The organism is Micromonospora sp. WMMD1219 (genome assembly GCF_049315215.1).
Taxonomy (GTDB): Bacteria; Actinomycetota; Actinomycetes; order Mycobacteriales; family Micromonosporaceae; genus Micromonospora; species Micromonospora tulbaghiae.
Genome location: NZ_CP186057.1, coordinates 5,023,012 through 5,043,563, shown reverse-complemented (window position 1 = coordinate 5,043,563; position 20,552 = coordinate 5,023,012). Strand labels below are relative to the sequence as shown.

The 20,552-nt window shown below is 74.3% G+C and carries 18 protein-coding genes; 9 read left to right on the top strand and 9 right to left on the bottom strand.

Annotated elements, in window-relative coordinates:
- Positions 1 to 9 precede the first annotated feature (9 nt).
- Positions 10 to 753, top strand: a complete 744-nt coding sequence (locus tag ACN27C_RS23475) for an N-acetyltransferase (RefSeq protein ID WP_252449060.1) — start codon at positions 10 to 12, stop codon at positions 751 to 753.
- Between the two features lie 4 nt (positions 754 to 757).
- Here ACN27C_RS23475 and ACN27C_RS23470 read toward each other — a convergent pair whose 3' ends face one another.
- A complete protein-coding gene (locus tag ACN27C_RS23470; RefSeq protein ID WP_120569755.1) occupies positions 758 to 1,063 on the bottom strand; it encodes a DUF1330 domain-containing protein in 306 nt (101 codons plus the stop codon).
- A gap of 176 nt (positions 1,064 to 1,239) precedes the next feature.
- Between ACN27C_RS23470 and ACN27C_RS23465 the strand changes: the two genes are divergently transcribed.
- The 3 genes from ACN27C_RS23465 to ACN27C_RS23455 all read left to right on the top strand — a co-directional run bounded on the left by ACN27C_RS23465 (position 1,240) and on the right by ACN27C_RS23455 (position 3,039).
- Positions 1,240 to 2,202 carry a hypothetical protein gene (locus ACN27C_RS23465; protein WP_120569754.1) on the top strand — a complete coding sequence of 321 codons (963 nt, stop codon included), beginning with the start codon at positions 1,240 to 1,242 and terminating at the stop codon, positions 2,200 to 2,202.
- Between the two features lie 40 nt (positions 2,203 to 2,242).
- Positions 2,243 to 2,581, top strand: coding sequence for a putative quinol monooxygenase (locus tag ACN27C_RS23460; protein WP_334458472.1), 339 nt, complete (start codon positions 2,243 to 2,245; stop codon positions 2,579 to 2,581).
- 98 nt (positions 2,582 to 2,679) lie between these two features.
- Entirely contained in the window at positions 2,680 to 3,039 is a 360-nt protein-coding gene (locus ACN27C_RS23455) for a hypothetical protein (RefSeq protein ID WP_091418203.1), read from the top strand.
- Between the two features lie 42 nt (positions 3,040 to 3,081).
- Here the strand turns inward: ACN27C_RS23455 and ACN27C_RS23450 are convergent, their stop codons facing one another.
- A complete protein-coding gene (locus ACN27C_RS23450; RefSeq protein ID WP_121684688.1) occupies positions 3,082 to 3,927 on the bottom strand; it encodes a S1 family peptidase in 846 nt (281 codons plus the stop codon).
- A 383-nt stretch (positions 3,928 to 4,310) separates the two neighbouring features.
- Between ACN27C_RS23450 and ACN27C_RS23445 the strand changes: the two genes are divergently transcribed.
- Positions 4,311 to 5,756, top strand: a complete 1,446-nt coding sequence (locus ACN27C_RS23445; RefSeq protein WP_422748165.1) for an endo-1,4-beta-xylanase — start codon at positions 4,311 to 4,313, stop codon at positions 5,754 to 5,756.
- A gap of 115 nt (positions 5,757 to 5,871) precedes the next feature.
- Positions 5,872 to 6,804 carry a superoxide dismutase gene (locus ACN27C_RS23440; RefSeq protein ID WP_422748163.1) on the top strand — a complete coding sequence of 311 codons (933 nt, stop codon included), beginning with the start codon at positions 5,872 to 5,874 and terminating at the stop codon, positions 6,802 to 6,804.
- A 41-nt stretch (positions 6,805 to 6,845) separates the two neighbouring features.
- Here the strand turns inward: ACN27C_RS23440 and ACN27C_RS23435 are convergent, their stop codons facing one another.
- Positions 6,846 to 8,420 (bottom strand): Na+/H+ antiporter, encoded by a 1,575-nt coding sequence (locus tag ACN27C_RS23435; protein WP_422748161.1) that lies wholly within the window; start codon positions 8,418 to 8,420, stop codon positions 6,846 to 6,848.
- Positions 8,421 to 8,496: 76 nt separating this feature from the next.
- The gene (locus tag ACN27C_RS23430; protein ID WP_091418190.1) at positions 8,497 to 9,117 is read right to left on the bottom strand and encodes an L-threonylcarbamoyladenylate synthase; all 621 of its coding nucleotides are present in this window, start codon (positions 9,115 to 9,117) and stop codon (positions 8,497 to 8,499) included.
- Between the two features lie 96 nt (positions 9,118 to 9,213).
- Here ACN27C_RS23430 and ACN27C_RS23425 point away from each other — a divergent pair, with 96 nt between their 5' ends.
- Complete coding sequence (locus ACN27C_RS23425; protein WP_422748159.1) at positions 9,214 to 9,582, top strand: hypothetical protein; 369 nt, start codon at positions 9,214 to 9,216, stop codon at positions 9,580 to 9,582.
- 259 nt (positions 9,583 to 9,841) lie between these two features.
- Positions 9,842 to 12,826: a glycosyl hydrolase gene (locus ACN27C_RS23420; RefSeq protein WP_422748157.1), complete on the top strand. Its 2,985-nt coding sequence runs from the start codon at positions 9,842 to 9,844 to the stop codon at positions 12,824 to 12,826.
- Between the two features lie 54 nt (positions 12,827 to 12,880).
- Here ACN27C_RS23420 and ACN27C_RS23415 read toward each other — a convergent pair whose 3' ends face one another.
- The 5 genes from ACN27C_RS23415 to ACN27C_RS23395 all read right to left on the bottom strand — a co-directional run bounded on the left by ACN27C_RS23415 (position 12,881) and on the right by ACN27C_RS23395 (position 19,068).
- On the bottom strand, positions 12,881 to 13,261 hold the full coding sequence (locus ACN27C_RS23415) for a VOC family protein (protein ID WP_121682901.1): 381 nt from the start codon (positions 13,259 to 13,261) through the stop codon (positions 12,881 to 12,883).
- Between the two features lie 45 nt (positions 13,262 to 13,306).
- Positions 13,307 to 14,173 (bottom strand): SDR family NAD(P)-dependent oxidoreductase, encoded by an 867-nt coding sequence (locus ACN27C_RS23410; RefSeq protein WP_422748155.1) that lies wholly within the window; start codon positions 14,171 to 14,173, stop codon positions 13,307 to 13,309.
- A gap of 311 nt (positions 14,174 to 14,484) precedes the next feature.
- Entirely contained in the window at positions 14,485 to 17,280 is a 2,796-nt protein-coding gene (locus tag ACN27C_RS23405; RefSeq protein WP_422748154.1) for an FAD-binding and (Fe-S)-binding domain-containing protein, read from the bottom strand.
- A 46-nt stretch (positions 17,281 to 17,326) separates the two neighbouring features.
- On the bottom strand, positions 17,327 to 18,097 hold the full coding sequence (locus tag ACN27C_RS23400; protein WP_422748152.1) for a nucleotidyltransferase domain-containing protein: 771 nt from the start codon (positions 18,095 to 18,097) through the stop codon (positions 17,327 to 17,329).
- Between the two features lie 29 nt (positions 18,098 to 18,126).
- Complete coding sequence (locus ACN27C_RS23395) at positions 18,127 to 19,068, bottom strand: diacylglycerol/lipid kinase family protein (protein WP_350816261.1); 942 nt, start codon at positions 19,066 to 19,068, stop codon at positions 18,127 to 18,129.
- A gap of 155 nt (positions 19,069 to 19,223) precedes the next feature.
- On the opposite strand from ACN27C_RS23395, the gene ACN27C_RS23390 reads away from it, so the two are divergent.
- Complete coding sequence (locus ACN27C_RS23390) at positions 19,224 to 20,420, top strand: hypothetical protein (protein WP_422748150.1); 1,197 nt, start codon at positions 19,224 to 19,226, stop codon at positions 20,418 to 20,420.
- Positions 20,421 to 20,552: the final 132 nt, after the last annotated feature.

Here is a 20,552-nt window from a genome sequence, read left to right as displayed (position 1 = left end):
CTGCCCGGCGTGACAGTGGAGATCGTGACCCTGGCGCAGCGGCCCGACCTGGCGCCGCTGCTGGACGCCGACTTCGACGGCGCCTGGCCGCCGTTCATGCTCTGGGATCCGATGGGCGCGATCTACTACGGCGTCGCGCACGAGACGTACCCCGAGTTCGTCTTCGCCGCCGTCGATCCGGCCGAGCCGGGCCGGGCGGTGGCCCGGGGGTACGCGGTGCCGCTGCGCTGGACCGAGGACGAGCTGCCAGACGGCGGCTGGGACCGGGTGATCCAGCGGGCCACGCTGGGCCGGCTCACCGGGTCCACTCCGAACCTGGTGTCGGCGCTGGAGATCTGCGTGCGCCCGGACCGGCGCGGCGGCGGGCTGTCCGGGCTGATGCTCGCGGCCATGCGCGCGGCGGTGGCCGGCGCGGGCTTCGACACGCTGGTGGCGCCGGTGCGCCCGAACGGCAAGGCCGCTGTCCCGGACGTGCCGATGACCGAGTACGTGGCCCGGCGCGGCCCGGACGGGCTGCCGGCCGACCCGTGGCTGCGGGTGCACGTGCGGGCGGGCGGGGTCGTCGAGCGGATCGCGCCCCGGTCGATGACGGTGACCGGCACGCTCGCCGACTGGCGGCGCTGGACCGGGCTGCCGTTCGACACCTCCGGCCCGGTACGCGTGCCGGGCGCGCTGACCCCGGTGCTCGTCGACGTCGACCACGACCACGCCGCGTACGTCGAGCCCAACGTGTGGGTGCGCCACCGGCTCTGACGGCTCAGGCCGGCCAGGCGTGACCGATCCCGTCGAGCAGCAGGACCACGCCGTCGGTGGCCGCCTCCCGGTCCCGGGAGATCTCCCGGTACTCCGGCGAGGTGGACCAGCGCTCGAAGTCCTCGCGGTTGTCGAACGACAGCAGTACCGCCTTCTGGTGCGGCCAGTCGCCCTCGACCACGCGGGGGGCGGTGTCGGCGGCGAGCAGCTTCCCGCCGTAGCGGGCCAGCACCGGCGGGAAGGCGGCGGCATACCTGTCGTAGCGCGCCCGGTCGTGGATGGTGAGCTGTGCGAGGGCGTAGACGGTCACCGGCTCAGGCTACCGACCGCCCGAGCGCCGCGGTGTCGTCCGTCAGGTCGGCGCCATCGCCGCCGCGACCCGGCCGACTGTCCGTTGTGCGCTAGCCATTATGCCTCTGACCTGCGAATACTGGTGGCAGGCTCGCGCGCGCCCCGCGCCGGGTGGGGGGAAAGAGGTGGGGCACGATGATCGGACAGGAGACCCAGCCGGAGGCCATACCCGGGCCGCGGAACGCACCGGAGGACCGGCTGGTCCGGCCCGCCGCGCCGGTTCCCGGCGCGGTGTGGCAGGTCCGCGTCCGGACCAAACTCGACGACCTGTACCAGCAGCTCACGGTGCTGTCCGCGCGCGACCCGGAGCGGGCCGGGGCGCTGCGCGCGCAGCTGTCCGGGGTGGAGGGGGTGCTCGGACGCAGCGGCGTGGTCGAGTGGTTGCGCGGCGGCAACCTGGAGTACGCGTGGCAGACGATCCACTCGGTGGAGCGGGGGATGGTGGCGCTGCGCAGCCCGGACGAGCTGACCGGGCTGCTGCCGGCGTACCGGAGCGCGGCGGCGCAGGTGCTGCCGGCCGACGACAAGGTGCTCACCGATCTCGACCCGTCGGCCGGCACCCCGTCCGACGCGCTGCTGCGCGCCCGGGTGCAGGCACTGCTGCTGCGCTACCACTCCGCGTCCGACGAGTTCCACGAGTCGGCCCGCCGGCTGCGCAACCGGATGCTGGGGCTGTCGGTGTTCGCGCTGGTGGCGGAGATCCTGGTGGTGCTGGTGCAGTGGCGCAGCCACGACGTACGGCTGCTGGAGGCGCCGACCGACGCCGGTGGCGTGCCGGCCTGGCGGCTGCTGTTCTTCGTGCTGATCGCCGGGGCGCTCGGCGCGTTCCTCAGCGCGCTGCCCTCGATGATCACCTCACGGTCCGGCGGGCTGCCCTACAAGCTGCCGTTCCAGCAGGGGCTGCTGAAGCTCGCGATCGGCCCGCTGGTGGCGGTGGTCGGCATCATGCTGGTCATCGGCGGCCTGGTGGAGACCAGCGTGAGCAGCACGGCCGCGCTGCTGGGCCTGGCGATCGTCTTCGGCGCCGGACAGCAGGCGGTCACCGCGTTCGCCGACCGGCGGGCGGCCGAACTGCTCGGGCCGGCGGCCAAGAGCTGATGCCGCACGGCGGCCTGTCCGGCCTGGGTAGCCTGATCCCATGATCTTCATTACCGCGAAGTTCCGGGTCCGTCCGGAGGACGCCGACAACTGGCCGCAGATCGCCGCCGACTTCACCGCCGCGACCCGGGCCGAGCCCGGCTGCCTGTGGTTCGACTGGTCCCGCAGCCTGGACGACCCGACCGAGTACGTGCTGGTCGAGGCGTTCCGCGACGACGAGGCGGGCGCGGCGCACGTGCAGTCGGAGCACTTCCGGACCGCCCGGCGCACGCTGCCTCCGCACCTGGCCGAGACGCCCAGGATCGTCAACGTGACGGTGCCGCAGCAGGACTGGTCGCGCCTGGGCGAGATGGCCGTGCCCGGCGACACCGCGAGCTGAAGATTTCCCACGGTTTACCGCTCAGGCATTGAAGCTTGTTTTCACCTCCCGCTACCCTCGGCGGAAAGATCCACCATCCACCGTGGAGGAGCTGAAGCATGCGCAAGCTGATGGCGGCGCTCGGCGCCGGGGCGATGACGGCCGCGGGCCTGCTCGCGGTCGCGACACCGGCCCAGGCCGCGGCCTGCACCCTGGTGCAGTCGGAGATCTACAACGGGGCGAACCTGATCGCCTGGTCGCGCGGCCTGGACGGCTGCTCGGGCGACGTCTACTGGGAGATCCAGTCCGGTGACGGCGGCACGTGGCAGGTGACCGACAGCGGCACCACGCACTACGACGACCAGGTCGTCAGCTACTACGGTGACGTGGACCTGCCGTGCTACCTGCGGGTGTACGCGGCGTTCGGGGACCAGGAGCGGCTGACCCGGCCGGTGCGCAACAACAACTGCGCGGGCTGACCACCGGCCGGGGCGCGTCGGGCGCCCCGGCCGCACCGCCGGTCACGGGATGGTCAGGCCGTACGCGGCGAGGATCTCCAGGATCGGCTGGTAGTAGCTGGTGCCGCCGCTCGTGCAGTTGCCGCTGCCGCCGGAGAGGACGCCGATGACGGTGCCGGTCGCGGCCACGTAGAGCGGTCCGCCGCTGTCGCCCGGCTCGGCGCAGATGTTCGTGCGGATGAGCCCGGTGACGCTGCCCTCGGCGTAGTTGACGGTCGCGTTCAGCCCGGTGACGGTGCCGCACCGCACGCCCGTGGTGGCGCCGCTGCGGCAGACCGCCTGCCCGACGTACGCGCTGCCGGCGGCGGTGACGGTGACCTGCCCGGGGTAGGTGTGGATCGCGCTCGGGTGGGCGACGGTCCCGGTGTACCGGACCACGCCGTAGTCGTTGCCGGGGAAGCTGCTGCCGGTCCGGCTGCCGAGCACCGTGGTGCGGGCGCTGTCGGCGTACCAGGTGGCGGCGAGGCGGGTGCAGTGCCCGGCGGTCACGAAGTACCAGGCGGTGCCGCTGCGCACGTTCGCGCCCAGGGAGCAGCGCCCACCGCCGCCGTAGATCGCCTGGCCGCCGGCGATGAGCGTGCGCAGCCGGCCGGGTTCGTGGCGCAGCACCGCACCGGCCCGGTCGGCGGTGCGCCGCAACGCGGCCAGCTCGCGCCCGCGTACCGTGTCGTCGGCGGTGACAGTGAGCCGGCCGGTGGCCGGGTCGTGCTCCCAGGCGGTGCCGGGCGTGCGGATCCCGGCGAGCGCGGCGGGGTCGGGCGGCGGTGCGGCGGCGCCGGCCCGGGCGACCGCCGGGGTGCCGGCGAGCAGGGCGGCGAGGACGAGTACGACGAGCGCGGGTCGGCGCATGCTCCGGCACCTCTTCCATCGTCTACGGTCGATTCGCCAAGCATCGGCCCGCAGGCGCGATCGACTCAACCGGCAGAACCGGCGATCCCCGAAACTTCCGGAGCCACGGCGGGCGGCACGGGCGCGCCCGCAGGCCGTGCCCACACGCAGATCCCGCCCGCCCACCCGGCACCGCGTGCCCCGATGTCGACATATCGAGGTGATTAAGTTTTCGGAACGCTTCCGGTAGGCTCCGGGCAGAGATTCGCTTCGATCCACTCACGATGTGCCGGGGAGTCACTCCCTCACCTGGCGCGGCCACCGGGCGGCCGCGCGGAGCCGACGTCGTGGCGGGCGGTGGCCGAGGCGAGCCGATCCCATTGACAGGCTAGAGAGGCGTTCAGATGGACAAGGTGCTCGCCCGCGGCAGCGGGAGCGCGGCAGCCCGGTCACGCCCGCGGACCGCTGTGGTCGCGATGGTGGCGGGGGCCGCGATGGTCGCCGCCACGATAGCGGTGGCGACCAGTGCCAGCGCCGGCACGACGCTCGGCGCGTCGGCGGCGGAGCAGGGCCGGTACTTCGGCACGGCGGTGGCGGTGAACAAGTTGTCCGACAGCACGTACGTCGGCATCCTGAACCGCGAGTTCAACATGGTCACCGCCGAGAACGAGATGAAGTGGGACGCCACCGAACCGTCCCGGAACCAGTTCAACTTCAGCGCCGGCGACCGGCTCGTCGCGCACGCTCAGGCCAACGGCATGCGGGTGCGCGGCCACGCGCTGCTCTGGCACCAGCAGCAGCCCGGGTGGACGGGAAGCCTGTCCGGCAGCGCGCTGCGCGAGGCGATGATCAACCACGTCACCCAGGTCGCCACCCACTACCGGGGCAAGATCCACTCCTGGGACGTGGTGAACGAGGCGTTCGACGACGGCAACAACGGCGCCCGCCGCAACTCGAACCTCCAGCAGACCGGCAACGACTGGATCGAGGCCGCGTTCCGTGCCGCCCGCGCCGCCGACCCGGGCGCCAAGCTCTGCTACAACGACTACAACACCGACAACTGGTCGTGGGCCAAGACCCAGGCCGTCTACAACATGGTCCGGGACTTCAAGACCCGGGGCGTGCCGATCGACTGCGTCGGGCTTCAGTCGCACTTCAACAGCGGGTCGCCGTACCCGAGCAACTACCGCACCACGCTACAGAATTTCGCCGCGCTCGGCGTCGACGTGCAGATCACCGAGCTGGACATCGAGGGTTCGGGCAGCAGCCAGGCCACGTCGTACGGCAACGTGACCCGGGACTGCCTGGCCGTGCCGCGCTGCAACGGCATCACGGTCTGGGGCATCCGCGACACCGACTCCTGGCGGGCCAGCGGCACCCCGCTGCTGTTCGACGGCAGCGGCAACAAGAAGCAGGCGTACACCGCCGTGCTGAACGCGCTCAACGAGGGCGGCACCCCGCCGCCCACCACCGCGCCGCCGACCAGCACCCCGCCCACCTCGACGCCGCCCACCAGCACGCCGCCGACCAGCGCACCGCCGACGACTCCCCCGCCGACCGGCGCCTGCACGGCGACGTTCACCACCAACCAGTGGCCGGGCGGGTTCGTCACCAACGTCCGGATCACCGCGGGCTCCAGCGGGCTCAACGGGTGGGCCGTGTCGCTCACCGTGCCCTCGGGCTCGGCGATCACGAACACCTGGAGCGCCCAGGCCAGCGGCACCACCGGTGCGGTGACGTTCCGCAACGTGGACTACAACCGTCAGGTCGGTGCCGGTGGCACCACCGAGTTCGGATTCCAGGGCGCCGGTACCGCGCCCTCCGGCACGCCGACCTGCGCGGCGGGCTGACCGTCGGCGCGACCCGGCACGGGAGCACCGTGCCGGGTCGCGTCCCCGGCGGACATCGGCCCGCGACCGTACAGTGGGGTGGGTCCTGTCCCACCGTTTCGCCGGAAGGACCACAGTGAACCGACGCATCAGGACCGCCCTCGGCGTCGCCCTGACCGCCACCCTCGTCACCACCGCCGCCCCGGCCCCCGCCACCGCCCACGACCGCCGCCCGAGCGTCATCGCGCTGCCCGACGGCTTCGCGCCGGAGGGCGTCGCCGCCGCCGGCCGGTACGCCTGGTTCGGGTCACGGGCCACCGGCGAGATCTACCGCGCCGACCTGATCACCGGAGCCGGCAAGCAGGTCAGCCCCGCCACCGGCACCCCCTCGCTCGGCCTGAAGATCGACCCGCGGGGCCGGCTCTTCGTCGCCGGCGGCACCGCCGGTGACGCCCGGGTGATCGACACGCGCACCGGTGACGTACTCGCCAGCTACCGGTTCGCCGAGGCGCCGACGTTCGTCAACGACGTGACGCTCACCCGCGACGCCGCCTGGTTCACCGACTCGAACCGGCCGGTGCTCTACCGCCTGCCGCTGGGACGCGGCGGCACGCTGCCGCCCGCCGACGGGTTCACCACGCTGCCGCTGACCGGCGACTTCCAACAGGACGGCACCGGCGTCAACCTCAACGGCATCGCGCCCACCCCGGACGGGCGGGCGCTGATCGTCGTGCAGTCGAACACCGGCACGCTGTTCCGGGTGGACCCGGCCACCGGCGTCACCACCGCCGTCGACGTGCCGGGCGCCACGTTCCTCAACGGCGACGGCCTGCTGCTGCTCGGCCGCACGCTGTACGTGGTGCAGAATTTCCTCAACCAGGTCGCCGTGGTCGACCTGAACCGCTCCGGCACGGCCGGCGTCGCGCGCGGCGTCATCACCGACCCGGGCTTCGACGTGCCGACCACCGTGGCCGCCGCGCTCGGCCGGCTCTACCTGCCGAACGGCCGGTTCACCACCCCGCCGACGCCGACCACCCCGTACACGGTGGTCGCTGTCGACCCGCGCTGAGCCACGCCGGCCGCCACCCGTCCGGTGGCGGCCGGCCCGGCTCACTCCTCCATCTCCGGCCCGAGCAGCCGGATCTCCTCGATGTCGATGGCCGCTTGGAGCTGCCGCAGCACCGCGTCGTCGATCTGCCGGGTGTTGCGCAGCCGGGTGATCTCCTGCCGCTTGTGGTCGAGCACCCGCAGCCGCAGCCTTCGGGCCATCTGCCGCTCCGCCTCCGCGTCCTCACCGCCCGGGTCGCGGGCGTCGGCCAGGTGCTCCTCGTAGTCGGCGCGCAGCCGGTCCACCGTGTCCTGCGTGGCGCCCACGTCGCTGGCGGCCCGGGGCAGCGCCTCCAGGGCGGCCTCGGTGGCCCGGATCCGGGCCCAGCGCACCTCGTCGTCGCGTTCCCGGTCGCCCGTCAGGCCCGCCCAGCTCACGACAGCGGGCAGTGTGGTGCCCTGCACCAGCATGATCAGCACGATCACCACCACGGTGACGAAGATGATCAGATCCCGTTCGCGCACGGTGCTCCCGTCGTGCATGGTGACCGGCACGGCGAGCGCGGCGGCGAGCGAGACGGCGCCGCGGAACCCGGCCCAGCCCACCGCCGTACGCATCCGCCCGTCGAAGTGCCGCGCCCGGCTCGACTCGCGCCGGTCCACGCGTTGCAGCACCGACACCGACAGGTGCACCCAGACCAGCCGGATCACCACCACGACCAGCGCCACGAGCGCCGCGATGCCGAGCGACGCGGCCGGCGAGTGGCTGGTGATGCTGCGCAGCGAACGCGGCACCTGCGTGCCGAGCAGCACGAAGAGACCACCGTTGACCATGAACGTGGAGAGGTCCCAGAACGCGAACGCGGTAACCCGGGAACGGGCCCGGATCACCCGGGGCGCGGCGTAGGACAGCAGCAGCCCGGACACGACCACCGCGAGCACGCCGCTGGCGTGCACCGCGTCGGCGAGCAGGAACGCGACGAACGGGGTGAGGATGCTCAGCCCGCCCTCGCGCATCGGGTCGTCCACGTGCTTGCGGATCAGCACCACGACCGCGCCGACGAGCAGGCCGGCGGCCACCCCGCCGGCCGACTTGCCGACGAACTCGCCGGTGAGCAGCAGCGGCCCGGGCACCGTCCCGCCCGCGACCACCCCGGCCGCCACGGCGAACAGCACGAGCGCCGTACCGTCGTTGACCAGGCTCTCCGCGCGCAGCGTGGTGAGGATGCCGCGCGGCATCCGCTTGGCCAGGCCGGCCACGGCGGCCGCGTCGGTCGGGGCGAGGACCGCGCCGAGCACCCACGCGGCGGCCGGCTGCACGCCGAGGGCCTGCGCCGTGAACGCGACGGCGGCCATCGTGACGATCACCAGCACGACGGCGAGGCCGATGATCACCACCAGGTTGGCCCGGATCTCGCGCAGGCTGATGACCAGGCTCTCCCGGTAGAGGATCGCCGGGAGGAACAGCACCAGCACGACCTCGGGTTCGAGGATCAGATTGTCGAACGGCGGCAGCAGGCCGATCAGCGCACCCATGGCGATCAGCAGGACCGGCGGCGCGACGCTGTAGCGACCGCCGATCGTGGTGCCGACGAGCACCGTGGCGCCCAGCACGGTGATCAGCACGAGTGCTTCCACGCCGTACCCCCGTCACCGTCCGCCGGGAATCACGGTGCCCTACGACGGCGGCCCGGCGCGGCGGAACGGGTGATCGTTACTCGAAGCGGGACGGGTCTCCGGCCCCGCGGCGCAGGATCTCCGGCTCGGGGCCGGACAGGTCGACCACGGTGGTCGGCTCCAGCCCGCAGTCCCCGGCGTCGACCACGGCGTCGACCAGGTGGTCGAGCCGTTCCTTGATCTCCCAGCCCTGGGTCATCGGCTCGTCCTCGCCGGGCAGCAGCAGCGTGCTGGTCAGCAGCGGCTCGCCGAGTTCGGCGAGCAGCGCCTGGGTAACGGTGTGCCGGGGTACGCGTGCCCCGACCACCCGCCGCCGCGGGTCCTGCAACCGGCGGGGCACCTCGGCGGTGGCCGGCAGCAGGAACGTGTAGCTGCCCGGGATGACGGACTTCACCTGCCGGAAGACCGCGTTGCTGAGCTTGACGAACTGGCCGAGCTGGGCGAAGTCGGCGCACATCAGCGTGAACGGGTGCCGGTCGTCGAGCCGCCGGATCTCCCGGATCCGCTCCACGCCGTCGCGGTTGCCGATCCGGCAGCCGAGCGCGTAACAGGAGTCGGTCGGGTAGGCGATCACCCCGTCGGCGCGCAGCAGGTCCACCACCTGCCGGATCACGCGGGGCTGGGGGTTGTCCGGATGCAGGTCGTAGTACCTCGCCACGCCGGTCAGCCTATTCCCGCGTTCCGGCGGGCGCAGGTTTGGGCGGGGCGGTTTCCGGAAACAGGTGGGGGCCGTTCACGACAGGGGGACCGAATCATGTCCGAAGCCAGCACAGACCGCGTCGCCGACCGCCCCGCGGAGGTGACCGATCCGCTGCTGTGGGACCTGGCCGCCGCGGTGGCCGACGCGCACCAGCCGGACGCCGAGCGCGTCTGCGCCAGCCCGAGCTGCGCCGGGGCGGCGTGGCCGTGCGCGGCCTGGAACAACGCGCAGGCGGGGCTGAGCGCCGCCCGGACGCCACGGCAGTCCGCCGTGCCCCGGCAGCCGGCCGCCTCGCCGCAGTCCGCCACGACGCGGCCGGTCGCGGCCGGGCAGCCGGGCGACGGGCAGGCCGGTGCCGCGGGTGAGCCGGGCACTGGCGCGGCGCGGACCGGCGCGCGGAACCTGGCCGCCACCGCCGCCTGACTCAGGGTAGGCACACGCTCCTCGCGCCGCCCCGGCCGCCTCGGCCCGGGGCGGCGCTTTCGCGTCCCGTCGCGGCTGGTCAGCGCGCTTCGCGGCAGGGCCGGCGGGTACGCCCCAAGCGTGGGAGAGCGCTCTCTTCGGTAACAAGACATTGACGGATCCGTAACCCGAACCTTAATGTCCCTTCCCAAGAGAGCGCTCTCACGACTGCCGGACCACCACTCCGTACCCCCGCCTTCTCCTCGTGAAGGGGACCTCCATGACCCACCTGCGGGACTTCTCCCCCGACCCCGTACCCCCGACCGCGCCCGCCCCGTCCCCGGCCCGCCGGCGCGGTCTGCGGGCGACCGCCCTCGTCGCCGCGTCAGTGCTCGCCGCCGGCCTGCTGGGCGTCGTGGTCGCCGGTGGCGGCACGGCCACCGCCGGCGCCGTCGGCGCGGGCAGCTACACCGAGACGCGGCCGGCCGGCGCCCTGCTGCCCAAGGGCTGCGGCGCGATCAGCACCAACCCGCGCGTCTTCACCACCGCCGACGCGCCCGCCGGCGCCGTCCCCACCAACGACTGGTGGTCGTCGCTGATCTGGAAGCGCAACAACTGCACGGGCAGCGAGGTCCTGCACGCCCACCCGCTGGCGGCCAAGGCCGAGAACAACGGGCTCGGGCTGTCGTACACCACCACGCCGGCGATCAGCGGCACCGCGACCGGCGTCGGCGAGTTCCACTACCCGTACACCGAGGACGTCCGCGTCGGGATGCCCGGACTGTCCGCGCCGGTGGTCAAGGCCGCCGGGTGGACCGACTGGACGGTCACCGCCGACTGGAGCGACGGCAGCCGCACCATGCGCGCCACCATCGGCCACGGCCTGCCGTTCAGCTACTACACGGTCAGCGGCGGCACCGCCCAGCTCACCACCGCCGGGACGCCCACCGTCTGGCGCAACTCCGGCGCCACCATCGGCTTCACCGTCCGCGGCCACGACTACGTCGCGTACGCCCCGACCGGCGCCACCTGGACCGTCAGCGGCACCGGCATCAGCTCGACGCTGGCCGGCAAGGGGTACTTCTCGGTCGCGGTGCTGCCCGGCGGCGGCGACCGGGGCGCCCTGGCCGACACCTACGCCCGGTACGCCCACGCCCACGTCACCGGCACCCGGATGAGCTACTCGTACGACCAGTCCGCCGGCACGGTACGCACCACGTACGCGTTCACCACCACGCCCCGCGAGGGCAGCGAGACGAAGACCGTGGTGGCGCTCTACCCGCACCAGTGGCGCAGCCTCACCGGCGCCACCCCGATCGGGCAGACGTACGTCTCGGCGCGCGGCGCCATGCGGGTGCTCACCGGCGTGCCGTCGTTCACCACCACGATGCGCTTCACCGGCGTCCTGCCCGAGGTGCCCGCCGTCGGCGACTCCAGCGGCGCAGACCTGTCCACAGTCACCGGCTACCTGAACGCCGAGCAGGGCAACCCGGAGGGCGTCAGCGGCCCGGACACCTACTGGGCCGGCAAGGGACTCGGCCGGGCCGCCCGCATCGCCGAGATCGCCGACCAGCTCGGGCAGACCTCGGTCCGCGACGCGACGCTGACCGCGATGCGGAACCGGCTGACCAACTGGCTCACCGCCGGCTCCGGCGAGAGCGGCCAGCTGTTCTACTACGACCGCAACTGGGGCACGCTGATCGGCTACCCCGCGTCGTACGGCTCCGACGAGGACCTCAACGACCACCACTTCCACTACGGCTACTTCATCGCCGCCGCCGCCACGCTGGCCAAGTTCGACCCGGGCTGGGCCGGCGACAGCCGCTACGGCGGCATGGTCGACCTGCTCATCCGCGACGCCAACAACTACGACCGCGCCGACAGCCGCTTCCCCTACCTGCGGGACTTCGACATCTACGCCGGCCACGACTGGGCCTCCGGCCTGGCGCCGTTCTTCGCCGGCAACAACCAGGAGTCCTCCTCGGAGGGGATGAACTTCGCCAACGCGCTGATCCAGTGGGGCCAGGCCACCGGCGACACCGCCGTCCGCGACGCCGGGGTCTACCTGTGGACCACCCAGTCCGCGGCCATCTCCGAGTACTGGTTCGACGTGTACGACCAGAACTTCCCGGCCGCGTTCGGGCACAAGACGGTCGGCATGGTGTGGGGCGACGGCGGGTCGTACTCGACCTGGTTCTCCGCGGCGCCGGAGATGATCCAGGGCATCAACATGCTGCCGATCACCGGCGGTCACCTCTACCTGGGCGACTTCCCGGAGTACGTCAAGGCCAACTATGCCGAGCTGGTCACCAACAAGGGCGGCCCGCCCACGGTGTGGCAGGACATCATCTGGGAGTTCCTGGCCCTCGGCGACGGTGAGCAGGCGCTGCGCAACTTCCGCGCCAACAGCGGGTTCACCAGCGAGGAGGGTGAGAGCAAGGCGCACACGTTCCACTGGATCCGCAACCTGGCCGCGCTCGGCACGGTGGACACCTCCGTCACCGCGAACCACCCGCTGGCGAAGGTGTTCGTCAAGAACGGCGCCCGCACCTACGTGGCGTCGAACATCACCGCCCGGTCGCTGACTGTCACGTTCTCCACCGGCACCACCCTCGTCGTGCCGGCCGGGAAGACGGCCACGTCCGGGGCGTACACGTGGAGCGGCGGCAACGCCACCGGCGGCGGGACCGTGCCGACCGGCAGCCCGTCGACGTCGGGGCCCAGCCCCACCCCGACCACCGCGAGCCCGACGCCGACCTCCGCGAGCCCCAGCCCAACGGGTACGGGCAGCCCGCTGAAGCCGGTCCGGTACCTGCGCTCGGGCGGCGGGCTGGACGGCACCGCCGGCACCGCCGGCACGGTGAACGTGGCGGCGGCGAACGGCAACCACGACGGCACGCCGACCAACCCGCAGGTGTTCACCGCCACCGGGCTGACCGGCACGTACACCGGCGGGGCGACCGCCTTCGACCTGGCCGTCGACGCGGGCACCGCGGTCGGCAACGGCGTCCAGATCCGCGTCTCCTACGACCTGACCGGCAACGGCAGCGTCGAGCGGGTGGAGACGTACCGGTACTTCGCCACCGATCCGGTCCCGGGTGCGGAACGCTACCGGCAGACCCAGGGTCTGCTCTCGTCCACCGGCACGCTGGGCAACCTGGCCGGCGGCACGGTACGCGTCGAGGTGTGGAACGCCATCGGCGGCGCGCCCACGATCCTCGGCGTCGGCAACGGCTCGACTGTCACCCTGCCGTACGGTTCCTGACCCGCGGTTCCGGCGCCCCGGCCCCAGTGGCCGGGGCGCCGGTTCGCGACCGGGTCACGGCCAGCGGGTGGCGGTGGACTCGAACAGCGCGCTGTCGCTCGCCACCGGGATGACGCAGAGCAGGTGCCCGCCCGGCGCGCGCAGCACGTGGCAGTCGAGCCAGCGGGAGACCGGTGCGGCGCCGAGTCCGCACAGCCGCTCGACCTCGGCGGCCACGTCGTCGGTCTCGATGTCGAGGTGGTAGCGGGGCGCGTCGCCGACCGACTGCACGGCGGTGACCAGCCCGGGCACCACGTCGGCCAGGCCGGTGAACTCCGGTTCGGCCGGTTCGGTGCGCAGCTCCGAGCCGAGCGCGGCGGACCAGAACGCGGCCGCCTCCCCCGCCTCGTCCCGCGGCGCGTCGATGATCAGGGCGTACAACCTCGATCGATGCATCGCCCGAGCCTAACCACGACCGCCCTCACCGGCAGCCCCGCGCGGTCAGGCGGTCACGTGCGCACTGTCGCCGGCCGTCGCGGCGAACGACGTGCCGCTGACCATCCGGGCCGCGTCCGAGGCGAGGAACACCACGAGCGGCGCGACGTCCTCCGGTTCCACCCACGGCACGCCCAGCGGCGTCTTCGACCGCAGCGCCGCAATCGCGGCGTCCTCCACCTCGGCGAGGTCACCGGAGGCCGGCTTCCCCGCCTCGACGAGCGCCTGCACGTAGCGGTCCCGGTGCCGGGTCAGCGCGGTGTCGACCAGGCCCGGGATCACCGCGTTCACCGTCACGCCGTGCGGACCGAGTTCCAGCGCGGCGGACTTGACCAGCCCGATCAGTCCCCACTTGGACGCTGAGTACGCGGACCCGTTCGTGGTGCCGTGCTGCCCCTGGGTGGACGACGTCACGACGATCCGGCCGCCGCCGCGGCGTACCAGCAGCGGCGCGAAGACCCGCAGCACGTTGGCGGCGCCGGTGAGGTTCACGTCGATCTGGTCGTGCCAGTGCTGGTCGGTCATCTCCAGCAGCGGCGCGAACGCCTGGATGCCGGCGTTGGCGAACAGCACGTCCACGCCGCCGTGCTCCCGCTCGACCGCCTCGGCGACCGCGCGTACCGCGCCGATGTCACGCTGGTCGGCGACGTGCGCCGACCAGCGGGCGCCCGCCGCCGTCACCCGGCGCCCGGTCTCGGCCAGGTCCTCCGGCGTGGCGGGCGGGAGATCCAGGATCGGGCTGACCGGCCCGGCGACGTCCATCCCGGCCACGTCCGCGCCGGCCTCGGCCAGCGCCACCGCCGCGGCACGGCCGATCCCCCGCGCCGCGCCGGTGACCACAGCGACCCGCCCCGACAACATCCCGGCCGCCACCGCGTCACCCCTCCCGTGGACTCCCCCTCTCGCACCGTAAGCCCTGCCGCCCTCGCCCCGCCCGCAATCGAGACCCCGGTACGCCCGCCCAGCCCACTCGTCACCGGCACCGCCCTCAACCGGCGCAGCGCCTCACCGAAGCAGCGCCCTCGGAGGGGAACCCCCTGGTGTCGATCACGAACCCCAGGCACACCCGACCAACCCAAGATCGACACCGGTACGGGGAAGTGGTGCCATCCGACCCGCCCGGACCCCACCACCACCCCGAACTGGTGTCGATCAAGCAGGCAATCGGCGCCCCTCCGGCGTCGCTACGGCGTGGTGGCCTCGGCCAGCAGCTCCAGCAGGTGCCGGTACGGCTGCCCGGTGGCCCGCGCCAGCCCGATCTCGCAGGTCCGGTTCACCGAGGCGTACCCGTCGAAGGGGCGCGCCGCGACGGCGGCGGCCTCGGCCCGGGTGGCCGACGCGGTCAGCTCCGGGTGCAGCAGTCCCCGGTCACCGGCGAAGCCGCAGCACTGCCAGCCCTCCGGGACCACCACCTCGTCGGCGACCGCGCGGGCCACTGTGAGCAGCGCGTCGTCCAGGCCGAGCCGGACCGACGAGCAGGTCGGGTGCAGCGCGAGCGAGCCGATCCGGCGGCGCACCGTGAGCCGGGGCAGCAGCGTGCCCGCGGTGTACGCGACCGCGTCGACGACCCGCACGTCCCCGGCGCCGTCGACCAGCCGCTCGAAGCCCTCGGTGCAGGACGCGGCGTCGCTGACCACGGGCAGCGCGCCGTCGCGGCTCGCGGCGCGCAGCACCGGGGGCACGCGGTCGCGCACCGCCCGGTAGCCGTCGGTGAGTCCCTTCGACGACCAGGGGGTGCCGCAGCACAGGTCACCGATGCCGTCCGGCACGAGCAGGCGTACGCCGGCCCGCTCGGCGAGCGTGAGCAGCGCGGCGGCGACGCCGGTCCCGCCCTGCGCCGGGGCGAACAGCGTGCCCAGGCAGGACGGCACGAACACCGCGTCCGGGTCGTCGGCCGGGTGCGGGCGGCGTGGGGTGCCGCCGCGCGGCAGGTCCCGCTGCCACCGCGGTACCCGGTCGGCGCCGAGCACCGCGCGGGCGGCCCGGGTGGCGGCCTCGGGCAGCGCGGGCGGCAGCGCCCCGGCCAGGTCGAGCCCACGGGCCATGCCCCGGGTGGTGGCGCCCCAGCGGCGGGCCGCGCCGCGCCAGGCGGACCCGGCCGTCCGGCCGTGCTCCTGCGCGCGCAGCCGCTTGACCAGGTCACCGGTGTTGATCAGCACCGGGCAGGCGGTGGCGCACATGCCGTCGACCGCGCAGGTCTGCACCGCGTCGTAGTCGTAGTCGTCGGTCAGCTCCCGGACCAGCGCGGTGTCGCCGGCGGCCTGCGCGGCGGCGATCTCCCGGCGCAGCACGATGCGCTGCCGGGGCGTGGTGGTGAGGTCGCGGCTGGGGCAGACCGGCTCGCAGTAGCCGCACTCGACACAGCGGTCCACCTCCTCCTCCACCGTCGGCACGGTCTTGAGGTGCCGCATGTGGATCTCCGGGTCGTCGCTGAGCAGCACACCCGGGTTGAGCACGCCGTCGGGGTCGCACAGCGTCTTCAGCTCGCGCATCACCTCGTACAGCTCGTCGCCGAACTGGCGCCGCACGTACGGGGCCATCACCCGGCCGGTGCCGTGCTCGGCCTTGAGCGTGCCGCCGTGGCCGAGCACCAGGTCGACCATCTCCTCGGTGAAGTCGGCGTAGCGCGCCGGAGCCGCACCGCCGTCGAACCGCTCGTTGAGCATGAAGTGCAGGTTGCCGTCCTTGGCGTGGCCGAAGATGACGCTGTCGGCGTACCGGTGCCGGTCGAACAGGTCGGCGAGCGCCGCGCACGTGCCGGCCAGCGCCTCGACCGGCACGGCGATGTCCTCCAGCAGCGCGGTGGTGCCGGACGGGCGGGCGCCCGCGACCGCCGCGTACAGGCCCTTGCGGATGTGCCACAGCGCGGCGCGGGCGGCCGGTTCGCCGCTGAGCCGGGCCGGTGCGCTCAGCGGCAGGCCGGCCAGCACCGGCTCGGCGGCGGCGACCCGGTCGGCGAGCGCCTCCGGGTCGGACTCCTGCCACTCGGCGAGCAGCGCGGCGTGCCCGCGCACGGCCAGGCCGCGCAGGGCGGCGTCCGCCTTCGGGTCGCGCTGGGCCACCCGCAGGGCGGCGGCGTCGAGCAACTCGACCGCCGCCGGCCCGGCGGCCACCAGCGCCGGCATGGCGGCCATCGCCGCGCCCAGGGACTCGAAGACCAGCAGGCCGGTCGCGGCGTGCCGGTGCACGGGTACGGTGCGGAACGTCGCCGAGGCGACGAACGCGAGCGTGCCCTCGCTGCCCACCACGAGCCGGGTGAGCAGGTCGGCCGGGTCGTCGTGGTCGAGGAACGCGTTCACGCCGTAGCCCATGGTGTTCTTCATGGCGTACTGGGCGCGGATGCGGCGCACCGACTCGGGGTTGCCGCGTACCCGGTCGCGCAGCCGCAGCAGCCCGGCGTGCAGCTCCGGTTCGGCGGCGCGCAGCCGGGCGTCGGCGTCCGGGGCGCCGGTGTCCAGCACGGTGCCGCTGGGCAGCGCGAGGACCAGCGACTCCAGTGTCCGGTACGTGTTGAACTCGGTTCCGCACGTCATGCCGCTGGAGTTGTTGGCGACCACACCGCCGACCGTGCACGCGGACTCGCTGGCCGGGTCGGGGCCGAGCTTGCGGCCGTACGGCGCGAGCCGCGTGTTCACCTGCCGCAGCACCACCCCCGGCTGCACCCGTACCCGCCGCCCGTCGTCGAGCACCGTGAGGTCGCGGAAGTGCCGCCGCACGTCGACCAGCAGCCGGTCGGTGACCGCCTGGCCGCTGAGGCTGGTGCCGCCGGAGCGGAACGTCAGCGCGGTGCCGGTCCGGCGGCCGTACGCCAGCAGCGCGGCGACCTGACCGGCGTCGGACGGTGTGACCACCGCGCCGGGATGCAGCAGGTAGTGCGAGGCGTCGTGGGCCATCCGCAGCCGGTCCGCGGCCCGGGTCGCCACGCCGCCGGGCACCACCGACTCCAGCCCGGCCCGCGCGGACGCGCTCAGCTCAGTCATGATCACCGCACCTCCCCCGGCCCACAGTAGTCACGCGCGGTGCGGCTCAGTCCGCGGTGATCCGGTCCAGCACCCGCCGCTGGAACGCGCGGGCGGCCGGACCGGACGGCGGCGTACCGCCCCGGCGGGCCTCGATCGAGGCCCGGATCAGCGCGGCGTCCGGGTCGTCGGCGGCGACCCGCAGCCCGGCGTCGACCTTGCCCAGCCAGACACCGTCGCGGTAGCGCACCAGCGTCCGGCAGGCCCCGAGCACCGCGTCCTCCGCACCGGGGGCCGGTTCGTCACCGGGCGGCGTGGGCAGCGCCAGCCACCAGCGCAGCGCGTCGGCCAGCAGCGCCCGCAGCGCCTCGGGTGACGGGTCGGCGAACACCTCGGCGGCGGGCGGGCCGAGCAGGGCCAGGCCGGACTGGCGCAGGATGCTGCGGTCCAGCGCGTACCAGAACAGCCCGTCGGCGGCGGGCCGGTCGGCCGGGTCGTAGGTGGCGCGGAACGGCATTGTGGCGCCCGTGTTCAGCTCGACCTCGAAGCCCGGCTCCGGGGTGCCGGAGGCGGCCACGTCGCGGCGGTAGACGACGAGTTCCAGGCCGCGTGCCGGGCAGGGCAGCGACCCGTGCCGCAGCCGGTCCACGAGCAGGCGCTTGTCCGGCTCCGGCATCGGCCCGGCGGCCACCAGCGCCACGTCCACGTCGCTGCGGCCCGGCTGGTACGCGCCCAGCCCGACCGAGCCGGCCGCGTACGCGCCGACGAGATCGTCACCGAGCACGTCCCGGGAACGGCGGACCACTTCGGCCAGGTAGTCGCGGATGTCGTCACGCATTCCGGCATCCTGCCCCGGCCCGGTCGCGGTCAGTCCGCCGGGTCGGGACAGCACACGGTCAGTGCCCCCGGGACCACCTTGACCTTGAGCCGCTTCGCCTTGCCCCGGGCGCCGCCGTCCAGCTCGTACGTCTTCGGCGCGTCGAACCGCACCTTGATCTTGCGCCCGCGGGTGATCCGGACGAACGGCGACTCGTCGGAGCGCCCGGCGGCCATCCGGCCCAGCGTGCGCGCCCAGTCCACGGCGCCGCTGGCGGTGGACACGCCGACTTCGAGGGCCCCGTCGTCGGGGCGGGCGTCGTCGAAGGCCGGGATGCCGCCGGTGATGGTGCCGACGTTGCCGAACAGCACGCAGCTCGCCTCGTCGTCGAACCAGTCGGCGCCGTCGACCCGGATCCGGGTCCGTACGCACTCCCCGCGCACGTGCCGCAGCCCGGTCCAGACGTACGCGATCCGGCCGAACCGGCCCTTGAGCTGCCGGTCGGCGTCGCGGATCAGGTCGCCGTCGAACCCCGCGCCCGCCATCACCGCGAAGTGCTCGCCGTTGATCCGGCCCAGGTCCAGCTCGCGCCGGCGGCCGTGCAGCGCGATCCGTACCGCCTCGGGCAGGTCGACCGGGATGCCGAGGTTGACCGCGAACAGGTTGGCGGTGCCGGCGGGCAGGATGCCCATCGGCACGCCGCTGCCCGCGAGCGCGTCGGCGCACCGCTGCACCATGCCGTCGCCGCCCCACACCAGCACCAGCTCGGCGCCGGAGTCCAGCGCCGCACGGACCCGCTTGGGCGCCTTGCGGCTCTTCGGCACCTCGTACCAGAGCAGCCGCCCGACCCCGGCGGCCACGAGCCGGGAACGCAGTTCGTCGAGCCCACCCCCGAACGTCTTCTTCCGGTGGGCGACGACAGCGACCACACCGGCCGGGGGCGCGGCGGAAGCGGGGGCGGTGTCCGGGCGTTCGGCAGTGCGCGTGTCCATGGCCCGGCTGGTACCCGGACAGCGCGGATCCCACGCCTGCGCCCGGCGCGACGCGCCCGATTCGGATCAACGGCGTACTGTGCCCGGCCCGCCACGTTCGGTACAGTGCGGGTCGTCGATCCGTGCCGCCGGGCGCGGGTTCCGAGGGGTGCGGGATGTCGGTACGGACCGGGTGGATGGCGCGCGGCACGCTGCGCCTCGGCCTGCTGCTCGGCGCCGTGGCCGTCGTCTGGGGCGCCCACGAGGCCGCATCCGGCTCGGCCGCCCACGCCGCCGACCGGGAGCCGTCCGGTCCGCTCACCGCCACCGTCGGGGTGCTCGCCCACACGCTCGGGACGGTGCTCGGCCTGCCCGTGTCCGGAACCGACGACGGCGACGCGCCCCCTTCCGGGCCCGGTGACGCCGCGGCGGAGCCGGCGGCATCGGCCGCACCCGCACCTGCTCCCGACTCCGCCGCGCCGCCCGCCGCGACCTCGCCGACGCGGGGCCCGGCCGAACCGGCAGCGCCGGACAAGGCCGAACCGGCGACGCCGGACGCGGCCCCGGCCGCGCCTCCCGAGCCGGTGCCGCGTCGCCCGGCCGTCGCGGCACCGGTCACCGGCCGGGTGGTCGAGGCGGTGGTGACGCCGGTCCGGGAGCACGTGCTCACGCCCGTCACCGACGGCCTGCGTCCGGTCACCGACCCGCTGCGCGACCACCTGCTCGCGCCCGTCGCCGACGGTCTGCGCCCGGTCACCGACCCGGTGACGGTGGGCGTGCTCGACCCGGTGGCGGACCTGCTGTCCCCGGTCGTGGAACCGTTGCGCCCGATCGTCGGCCCGGTCTGGCGGGGCCTGGCACCGGTGCTCGACCCGCTGGAACCGGTGCTCGACCCGCTCAGCCCGGTGACCGATCTGCTCGACCCGCCGGCCACGCCGGACCCCGAATCGCCGGCGCCCGGCGAGCCCGTGCCCGGGCCGTCCGATCCGAGCGTCCCGGTCGTTCCGGCCGACCCGGCCGCGACGCCGGCACCGGCCCCCGGGCGTGCGCACGACGCGCCGCCCCGCGCCGCCGGGCCGGTCCTCGCCGCACCGGCGGCGCGCACCCTCACCGTCGTCGGCACCCGGTGGGTCGACCCCGTACGCAGCCGGGCACCGGCGGCCGTCGGCCCGGCGGCGCACGTCACCACCACGCCCGCACTGCCGCTGCCGCTCGACGGCGTCACCCACGGCGGCGGCGCCGTGCACAGCGAGCCGGCCGACGCGGACGCGAACCGCTTGCGGCTGCCGGCGCTGACCCACCGGTACGCGCGGCCGGCGGCCGACCCGCTGCCGCCGTCCCGCACGTCGCGCCCCGGCACCAGACCCGCCTGAGCGGACTCCGCAGGCACCATCTCCGATCCGGAGCACGGGCGTCCCGCCCGACTGCCGCATGCCGCGGCGGCGCCGCCGACTGTCGTCCGGCGCCCGCAACCGACCCGATCACGCCTGGAATACAGGAGTCCG

Bases quoted from the DNA above. Each gene is read 5' to 3' on its own strand.
- ACN27C_RS23465 (WP_120569754.1), top strand. From the start codon at position 1,240: ATGATCGGACAGGAGACCCAGCCGGAGGCCATACCCGGGCCGCGGAAC.
- ACN27C_RS23460 (WP_334458472.1), top strand. From the start codon at position 2,243: ATGATCTTCATTACCGCGAAGTTCCGGGTCCGTCCGGAGGACGCCGAC.
- ACN27C_RS23455 (WP_091418203.1), top strand. From the start codon at position 2,680: ATGCGCAAGCTGATGGCGGCGCTCGGCGCCGGGGCGATGACGGCCGCG.
- ACN27C_RS23450 (WP_121684688.1), bottom strand. From the start codon at position 3,927: ATGCGCCGACCCGCGCTCGTCGTACTCGTCCTCGCCGCCCTGCTCGCC.
- ACN27C_RS23445 (WP_422748165.1), top strand. From the start codon at position 4,311: ATGGACAAGGTGCTCGCCCGCGGCAGCGGGAGCGCGGCAGCCCGGTCA.
- ACN27C_RS23425 (WP_422748159.1), top strand. From the start codon at position 9,214: ATGTCCGAAGCCAGCACAGACCGCGTCGCCGACCGCCCCGCGGAGGTG.
- ACN27C_RS23420 (WP_422748157.1), top strand. From the start codon at position 9,842: ATGACCCACCTGCGGGACTTCTCCCCCGACCCCGTACCCCCGACCGCG.
- ACN27C_RS23415 (WP_121682901.1), bottom strand. From the start codon at position 13,261: ATGCATCGATCGAGGTTGTACGCCCTGATCATCGACGCGCCGCGGGAC.
- ACN27C_RS23405 (WP_422748154.1), bottom strand. From the start codon at position 17,280: ATGACTGAGCTGAGCGCGTCCGCGCGGGCCGGGCTGGAGTCGGTGGTG.
- ACN27C_RS23400 (WP_422748152.1), bottom strand. From the start codon at position 18,097: ATGCGTGACGACATCCGCGACTACCTGGCCGAAGTGGTCCGCCGTTCC.
- ACN27C_RS23395 (WP_350816261.1), bottom strand. From the start codon at position 19,068: ATGGACACGCGCACTGCCGAACGCCCGGACACCGCCCCCGCTTCCGCC.
- ACN27C_RS23390 (WP_422748150.1), top strand. From the start codon at position 19,224: ATGTCGGTACGGACCGGGTGGATGGCGCGCGGCACGCTGCGCCTCGGC.